Below are 7,761 nucleotides of genomic sequence, written 5' to 3'. Positions count from 1 at the left end.
ATCTCGATGCCGTCGAGCGACCAGCCGTGCGAGGCGGCTGCAGCACACAGCTCATCTTTGTTCTCGGATAGTGTGACGTAGAGGCCGCGCTCACCGCGCGCGGCGCCGTCGAGCAGGAACTGGAGTGAGAGTGTAGTCTTGCCGGTGCCCGGTGTGCCCTCGAGCAAGTATAGTCGATCCTGCGTGAGGCCACCGCACAGGACCTCGTCGAGGCCGGGAACCGAGGTGGATCGCTACACCGAGATCCTCGGGATCGGCGATCTCGTGGACGTCGCCACCAGTGCGGACGATGCCGACCGCTCGAAGCCGCATCCTGACATCTTCCAGGCCGCCTTGCGGAAGCTCGACGGCGTAGCGCCAGACGCGGCGCACGTCGTCGGCGACACGCCCTACGATGCCGAGGCCGCGGCAAAGGCGGGACTGCCCACGATCGGCCTGCTCTGCGGCGGCTTCCCGGAAGCGGATCTGACGGCTGCGGGCTGCGTGGCGATCTATCGAGATCCCCAGGACCTGCTCGCCGGGTTCGCGTCCTCGCCGCTGGCCGGCACCTGAAATCGCGATCGGGCAAGCCGATTCGGACTCTCAGCCCGAGTCGTCCACACTTTACCGCCGCGCTGTTGCCCCACGGTGACGGAGAGTGATGCCGGCTACGTAATCGCGCGAAAGGGGCTGGTGTCCGTCGATCGAAAGGCGTAGCGACCCGCCCGCCAATCTGGACTCTTTCGAAGGACGAGCGCCTCGCATGCCCCAGACTCATCAGGCCGGCCCGGCACCGCGCTACGTTCCGGCCGCCAAGTCCCTGCCGGAGCAGATCGCCGACGCCGTCGCGTGTCGTTCGACCCCGCTCAGCCATTTGCTGCGCCTGATGGCCGCGCTCGATGCCGAAGGTGGCAACGAAGCCCTGCGTCTCCGCCTCCGCGCGCGGATCGGCGCGCCGCTCGACGCCTGACCGCAGCACCGCCGCTCAGCGGCGTCGGCTGCGATGCCGCCGACCACCGCGCCGGGCCGCCGGCGCGGTCACCTGTGCGACGCGCTTCATGCAGGCGAAATAGATTCGCCGCCCGATCTCCTCGAGTTCCAAACCCTGAGGGTTCGGCGTGGAGAACACCTTGGCGCGGGCCTCAAGGCGGCATGCCGCATCCTCGGGGCTCCGAATCGGAGGCTCTGCGCGGGCCGTTCCACAGCTCAGCGCCGATGCGATCCAGACCGCGGCGAATATCGACACGCGGGTGCTTTCGAGGATACGCGGCATACTGATGTTCAGGGCTCACACGCTCAAGACGTGAGAAATAGCGCGTCTTGCTGAGCCGTGAAGCTTCGTCAGAGTGCTGGCCTGACCGAAAAACGAGGGCGCGCCCGGCTTACGGGACAACCCAGAGACACCGCCCCGCATCGGCAACACTCATGCACTCGTAAGGCGCCCCGCCGATCAAGGCCCGTTGCTCGACGGCGCCGATTGCGCTGCGCGGGATGCGGCGGCAACCGGTCTCCCCAAGCGCTTGACGCTCGGCACCCGCGGCAGCATCGATCCGGCGTGCGGAGATCAGCGTCTCGCAGGCGGTCACCGTCTCCGAATCCTGCGCGTGGGCCTGTTCGGCGGCGAGGAGGATCGGCAGAGCGCCGACGATGAGGGCCAGTCTCGTCCAGGATTGCATCGCGACCTCGGCTGCGCCCGCCGAGCGAGGACGTCGCGGGTTCGACCGGCCCCAACGCGCGGGCACACGCAGCGGTTGCCGAGCGGGCATGACCCAAAACGCGAAGACGCCCGCCTGGCGGGCGGACGTCTTCGGTTTCCGTGGCGTGAAGGAGCCGTCGGTGCGCGTTCAGCGCTTGGTCTTGACCTTTGCCTTGCGGGCCGCGTAGCGCGCATCGCGCTGGGCCTTCTTGGCAGCCAGTTCGGCCGACTTGCGCTCCTGCGCCGCGGCCAACTCGGCGGCCTCGCGGGCGAGCTGGGCGGCGAGTTCCGCCTCCTCCCGCTGACGCTTCTCTTCGGCGGCCTGCCGCTCGGCGGCGATCCGGGCCGCCTCGCGCTCGCGGGAACGCTCCTCGCGGGCCTTGGCGATCTCCGCGCGGGCCTTTGCCTTGGCGATCACCTCCGGATCATCGGCCGGCGGACGGGCCTTGAACTTGGCCAGCAAGGCGGCCTTGGCGTTCTGGGAGTTCTGACGACGGTCGTCGAAATTCCTGTAGTCGAATGCGCTCATCTGACCTTTCTCAGTTGGGTACGTCTCGCGTGTCGCGGGGACATCCGGCGGGGCCGGGCACGTACGGAGTCTGCCGGTTCCAACGCCGTCCCCGCGCCCCGGAACCGCACCGATCCATCGGCTGTACCGATGGTCCGACCCGAACGCTCGGCGTGCGTCTGAACGCTCGGGTCGGACCATTGTTTCGAAGATCGCAAAGCCCTTAACCAGAGCTCCCCGCACGATGCAATCGTCGGAACCTGCGCAGGCGGGCGACAAAGCGACAATCCACGCCGTCTCTGTAAGAGTTTCGTCCGGCGATGCGGAAAAACCTCAAGCCGAGGGCCGAGCCGCAAGGTCGGCACGCCCGCGTGTGGCTCCCGTCGTCCTGCAGGTCTGACTGTGCATGATGTAGGTAGGTCGCGTGCGCGCTGAGAACAAGGATTGAACGTTCGCAATCCACCGACACATGGACAGCCGGGCCCGGGCGAGGCGGCCTCAGGCTATACCTGCGCGGTCTTCCTTCCGGGCGGAGCATTCTTCGATCGCAAAGCAGACCTGCAAAATCGGCAGTCTATAGGAGGTCTTGGCTAGCCGGCCACGTTCAACGGCCGCCGAAGCCGCCTCGACCGGAGACCGGGCGCGCCCAAATCCCGGTCCTGCTTACAACGCGGCGCCCAAAGCGCGGGCAACTGACCCCGCCGCCCGCGGATGCCGCGTCACGTTCGGCGATATGCTCAACATTTAGGCACAATCGGATGCCGATCGGCAGTCCTATCGCGGCCTGCGCGGCACAAGGCCTGCTTCCCCCGCGAGACCTGCCTGAATCGACATCACACCGAAAGCAGCGATGCCCGAGACGTGCCCGCCCTACGATCCCGAGACCTATGCTGCCGTCACGGCAGCGCTGCTCGGCCTCCCACTCGATCCCGCCTGGATGGGACCGATCACGGCCAATCTCCGTGTCCTGGCCGCGGCGGCCGCGTTGGTGGAGGCGTTCCCCCTCGCCGACGAGATCGATGCGGCGCCGAGGTTCGAAGCGTGAGCGCATACGAGCTTTCGACGGCCGTCGCGGTCGCCGCGGCCATCATCGACGGCCACACCACCGCACGGCAGGTCGTCACGGCGGCTCTCGACCGGATCGAGCGGCTGGACGGCCGTGTCGGCGCCTTCACCGACGTGGTGGCTGCCCGCGCCCTGGCCAGAGCCGACGCCCAGGATGCCGCGCTGAGCGGCGGAGCGAAGCCGGGACCGCTGACCGGCGTGCCGTTCGCGGTGAAGAACCTGATCGACATCGCGGGCCTGCCCACCCGCGCCGGATCGAAGATCAATCGCGAGCGGCCTCCGGCCGAGCGGGACGGTGCCCTGGTGCGGCGCCTGGAGGCGGCGGGAGCCATCCTCGTGGGCGCCCTCAACATGGGCGAATACGCCTACGACTTCACAGGCGAGAACGTCCACGACGGCGACGCCCACAATCCGCACGCCCTCGATCACATGACCGGCGGCTCGTCCGGCGGCTCAGGCGCGGCCCTCGCCGCCGGCATGGTGCCCCTGACGCTGGGCTCGGACACCAACGGATCGATCCGCGTCCCCGCCGCCTTCTGCGGCTGCTTCGGCCTCAAGCCGACCTACGGCCGGCTGACCCGCGCGGGCAGCTTCCCCTTCGTGGGGAGCCTCGATCATCTCGGGCCCCTGGCCCGGAGCGTGACCGACCTCGCGCTCGCCTATGACGTGATGCAGGGCCCCGATCCGGACGATCCGGTGGCGACGCTCCGGCCGGCGGAGCCGGTCCTTCCGCATCTCGATGCGGGGATCGATGGCCTGCGCATCGCGGTGGCCGGCGGCCATTTCGCGCGCGGCGGCGACCCGGACGCCTTCGCGGCGGTTGCGCGCGCCGCCGAGGTCCTGGGTGCGCGCGGCACGGTCGAGTTGCCGGAAGCGCACCGCGCCCGCGCGGCCGCCTACCTGATCACCGCCGCGGAGGGCGCGACGCTGCACCTCGACCGGCTGCGGACGCGCCCGCAGGATTTCGATCCGGCGGTGCGGGACCGGTTGATCGCCGGGGCCATGATCCCGGCCCCCCATGTGGAGCGGGCGCAGCGGTTCCGCCGCTGGTACCGGGCGCGCGTACTGGAGCTGTTCGAGACCGTCGACGTGATCCTGGCCCCGGCCACGCCCTGCCGGGCGCCGAAGGGCGGACAGACGCACTTCGTCCTCGACGGCGTCACGCTGCCGGTGCGCGCCAATATCGGCGTGTTCACGCAGCCGATCTCGTTCATCGGCCTGCCGGTGGTGGCGGCACCGATCCGGCTGGACGCCGGATTGCCCCTGGGGGTCCAGGTGATCGCCGCGCCCTGGCGCGAGGATCTCGTCCTGCGCGTGGCGCGTCACCTCGAACGAACCGGCGTCAGCACGGCGCCGATCGCGGAGCTTGCCTGATGATCATCGACGATCCCGCCGTGAAAGCCGAGGTCGAGGCCGCGTTCCGGGCCTACGAGACGGCACTGACGACCAACGACGTCCCGACTCTCGAGGCCCTGTTCCGGGACGATCCGCTGACCATCCGCTACGGCATCGGCGAGAATCTCTACGGCATGGACGCGATCCGCGCCTTCCGCCGGGCCCGCTCGCCGGTGGGCCTGGAGCGCACCCTGGCGCAGACGCAGATCACCACCTACGGGCGCGATTTCGCCACCGCGATGACGCTGTTCGCCCGCGCCAGCGCGCCGGGCAAGATCGGCCGCCAGAGCCAGACCTGGGCGCGCTTCCCCGAAGGCTGGCGGGTGGTCGCCGCCCATGTGAGCCTGATCGACGCGCAATAGCCACCACACGCTCCCTGCATGCAGGACGATCCGTCTGGCCGCAGGCTTGCATAAGGTCGAGCGTATCCCGGGCCCTCAGGCTCGGGCCAACGTGAGCACCCGACGCAAGATGCTGTCCCGTCTGAGAAAACTCGGCGCCCGTGCGGCGCTGGCCGGCGCCCTGGCACTCTCCGCGAGCACCGCTGCCCTCGCGCAGGGGACGCTGCGGATCGGCATGACCGCCTCCGACATCCCTCTCACCACCGGCCAGACCGACAATGGCGGCGAGGGCATGCGGTTCATGGGCTACACGGTCTATGACGGCCTGATCAATTGGGACCTGTCGAGCGCCGAACTGGCCTCCGACCTCGTGCCAGGCCTCGCCACCAGCTGGGGCGTCGACGCCACCGACAAGACCAAGTGGACCTTCAAGCTCCGGCCGGGCGTGAAATTCCACGACGGCTCGGACTTCACCGCCGACGCAGTGGTCTGGAACCTCGACAAGCTCCTGAAGGCCGACGCGCCGCAATACGACCCGCGCCAATCCGCCCAGGGCAAGACCCGCATCCCGGCGGTGGCAAGCTACCGGGTGGTCGACCCGCTGACCGTCGAGATCACCACCAAGGCCCCCGACGCAACGCTGCCCTACCAGATCGCCTGGATCATGATGTCCTCGCCCGCCCAGTGGGAGAAGCTCGGCAAGTCCTGGGACGCCTTCGCCAAGCAGCCCTCGGGCACCGGCCCGTGGAAGCTGACCCTGTTCGCCCCGCGCGAGCGCGCCGAGATGGTGCCGTTCAAGGAATACTGGGACGCGAACCGCGTCCCGAAGCTCGACAAGCTCGTGCTGATCCCGCTGCCGGAGGCCAATGCCCGGACCGCAGCGCTCCGCTCCGGTCAGGTGGACTGGATCGAGGCGCCCGCTCCGGACTCGGTGGCGTCGCTGAAGAGCGCCGGCTTCACCGTCGTCACCAACGCCTACCCGCATAACTGGACGTGGCACCTCTCGCGCGTCGAGGGCTCGCCCTGGAACGACATCCGCGTGCGCAAGGCGGCAAATCTCGCCATCGATCGCGACGGTCTGAAGGAACTGCTCGGCGGCCTCGCGATCCCCGCCAAGGGCTTCATGCCGCCCGGCCATCAATGGTTCGGCCATCCGACCTTCGATGTGAAATATGACCCCGACGCGGCCAAGAAGCTGCTCGCCGAAGCCGGCTACAGCCCCGCGAAGCCGCTGAAGCTGAAGGTGGCGATCTCGGCCTCGGGCTCGGGCCAGATGCAGCCGCTGCCGATGAACGAATTCGTCCAGCAGAACCTCGCCGACGTGGGCATCCAGGTCGATTACGAGGTGGTCGAGTGGAACACGCTCATCAACATCTGGCGGGCCGGCGCCAAGGCCGACATCTCCCGCGGCGTCTCGGCGATCAACTACTCGTACTTCATCCAGGATCCGTTCACCGGCTTCATCCGCCATCTGCAGTGCAACTTCGCCCCGCCGAACGGCACGAACTGGGGCTATTACTGCGATCCCGCGATGGACAAGCTGTTCGATCAGGTCCGCAACACCTTCGACAAGACCGAGCAGACCAAGGTCTTGGAAAAGATCCACGAGAAGTATGTCGACGACGCGCTGTTCATCATGATCACGCACGACGTCAATCCGCGGGCGATGAGCCCCAAGGTCAAGGGCTTCGTCCAGGCGCAGAACTGGTTCCAGGACTTCTCGAAGATTACGATGGCGACGGCGGGGCGGTAGCGCCGCCGTCGTGCCTGCGAGCTATCGGAGGCACGGAGCGGGTTTTCTGGAGGGGCGGGTTCCCTCTCCTATGCGGGAGAGGGACAGGGTGCGGGGTGCGACCTCTCCGGATGGACCTGATCCCTCACCCCAACCCTCTCCCGCACGGGAGAGGGGGATTGTCGCGCCTCGCAAGGACCGAAGCGTGATCTTCGAAGGCTCTCCACGGCGGGGGCGACCGGACGGCGACAAAATATCGGTGGGCCAAAAGGCGAATAATGCTGCTCTACATCCTCAAACGGCTGGTCTACGTGACGCCCGTGGCGTTCGGGGTCAGCGTCGTCTGCTTCCTCCTCGTCCATCTCGCGCCGGGCGATCCCCTGAGCGCGGTCCTGCCCGCCGACGCCACCCAGGCGACCATCGACGAGATGCGGGCCGCCTACGGGTTCGATAAGCCCCTGCCGGTCCAGTACCTGATCTGGCTGTGGCACGTGCTGCACGGCGATCTCGGCACCTCCATCGCCACGGGCCGGCCGGTGCTCGGCGAGGTCAGCCGCGCCGTGGTGAACTCGCTGATCCTCGCCTCCGTGGCGACCGTGATCGGGTTCACCTTCGGCACCCTGTTCGGCTTCGTGGCGGGCTACCACCGCAACTCGCTGGCCGACCGGGCCGCTTCCGCCGTCTCGGTCTTCGGCGTGAGCGTGCCGCATTACTGGCTCGGCATGGTCCTGGTGATCGTGTTCTCGGCCAATCTCGGCTGGCTTCCGCCCACCGGCGCCGGGCCCGACGGCTCCGGCAACTGGCGGCCCGACTTCGAGCACCTGCGCTACCTGATCCTGCCGGCGATCACGATGTCGGTGATCCCGATGGGGATCATCGCCCGCACGGTCCGGGCGCTGGTGGCCGACATCCTGTCCCAGGACTTCGTCGAGGCCCTGCGCGCCAAGGGCATGGATGAGCGCGGCGTGTTCCGGCATGTCGTGCGCAACGCCGCCCCGACGGCGCTGGCCATCATGGGCCTGCAGCTCGGCTACCTGCTGGGCGG

The 7,761-nt window shown here is 68.5% G+C and carries 10 protein-coding genes and 1 pseudogene; 7 read left to right on the top strand and 4 right to left on the bottom strand.

Annotated elements, in window-relative coordinates; all coding sequences use genetic code 11:
• On the bottom strand, positions 1-200 hold a 200-nt coding region (locus tag I53_RS31255), incomplete at its 3' end, for an ATPase domain-containing protein (RefSeq protein WP_286009583.1).
• On the opposite strand from I53_RS31255, the pseudogene I53_RS13180 reads away from it, so the two are divergent.
• Both I53_RS13180 and I53_RS13175 read left to right on the top strand, forming a co-directional pair.
• Positions 157-552 (top strand): annotated as a pseudogene (locus I53_RS13180) (HAD family hydrolase); the annotation flags it as partial. The gene I53_RS31255 and the pseudogene I53_RS13180 sit on opposite strands and share 44 nt — an antisense overlap.
• 190 nt (positions 553-742) lie before the next feature.
• Positions 743-949: a hypothetical protein gene (locus I53_RS13175; protein WP_043351410.1), complete on the top strand. Its 207-nt coding sequence runs from the start codon at positions 743-745 to the stop codon at positions 947-949.
• A gap of 15 nt (positions 950-964) precedes the next feature.
• Here I53_RS13175 and I53_RS13170 read toward each other — a convergent pair whose 3' ends face one another.
• The 3 genes from I53_RS13170 to I53_RS13160 form a co-directional block, all read right to left on the bottom strand.
• On the bottom strand, positions 965-1,252 hold the full coding sequence (locus I53_RS13170) for a hypothetical protein (protein WP_043351408.1): 288 nt from the start codon (positions 1,250-1,252) through the stop codon (positions 965-967).
• Positions 1,253-1,361: 109 nt separating this feature from the next.
• The gene (locus I53_RS13165) at positions 1,362-1,655 is read right to left on the bottom strand and encodes a hypothetical protein (RefSeq protein WP_043351407.1); all 294 of its coding nucleotides are present in this window, start codon (positions 1,653-1,655) and stop codon (positions 1,362-1,364) included.
• A gap of 168 nt (positions 1,656-1,823) precedes the next feature.
• Positions 1,824-2,204: a DUF6481 family protein gene (locus I53_RS13160; protein ID WP_043351405.1), complete on the bottom strand. Its 381-nt coding sequence runs from the start codon at positions 2,202-2,204 to the stop codon at positions 1,824-1,826.
• 829 nt (positions 2,205-3,033) lie between these two features.
• On the opposite strand from I53_RS13160, the gene I53_RS13155 reads away from it, so the two are divergent.
• The 5 genes from I53_RS13155 to I53_RS13135 all read left to right on the top strand — a co-directional run.
• Positions 3,034-3,228, top strand: a complete 195-nt coding sequence (locus I53_RS13155; RefSeq protein ID WP_043351404.1) for an AtzG-like protein — start codon at positions 3,034-3,036, stop codon at positions 3,226-3,228.
• The gene (locus I53_RS13150) at positions 3,225-4,622 is read left to right on the top strand and encodes an AtzE family amidohydrolase (RefSeq protein ID WP_043351402.1); all 1,398 of its coding nucleotides are present in this window, start codon (positions 3,225-3,227) and stop codon (positions 4,620-4,622) included. The genes I53_RS13155 and I53_RS13150 overlap by 4 nt, the downstream gene beginning before the upstream one ends.
• On the top strand, positions 4,622-5,005 hold the full coding sequence (gene hpxZ / locus I53_RS13145) for an oxalurate catabolism protein HpxZ (RefSeq protein ID WP_043351400.1): 384 nt from the start codon (positions 4,622-4,624) through the stop codon (positions 5,003-5,005). Before I53_RS13150 ends, hpxZ begins: the two co-directional genes overlap by 1 nt.
• A gap of 109 nt (positions 5,006-5,114) precedes the next feature.
• Positions 5,115-6,737: an ABC transporter substrate-binding protein gene (locus I53_RS13140; protein WP_043351398.1), complete on the top strand. Its 1,623-nt coding sequence runs from the start codon at positions 5,115-5,117 to the stop codon at positions 6,735-6,737.
• A 257-nt stretch (positions 6,738-6,994) separates the two neighbouring features.
• On the top strand, positions 6,995-7,761 hold a 767-nt coding region (locus tag I53_RS13135; protein ID WP_043351396.1), incomplete at its 3' end, for an ABC transporter permease.

The organism is Methylobacterium sp. B1 (genome assembly GCF_000333255.1).
Classification (GTDB): Bacteria; Pseudomonadota; Alphaproteobacteria; order Rhizobiales; family Beijerinckiaceae; genus Methylobacterium; species Methylobacterium fujisawaense.
Note: the sequence above shows the minus strand (reverse complement) of the source record. Positions and strands in the feature narration are given on the sequence as shown.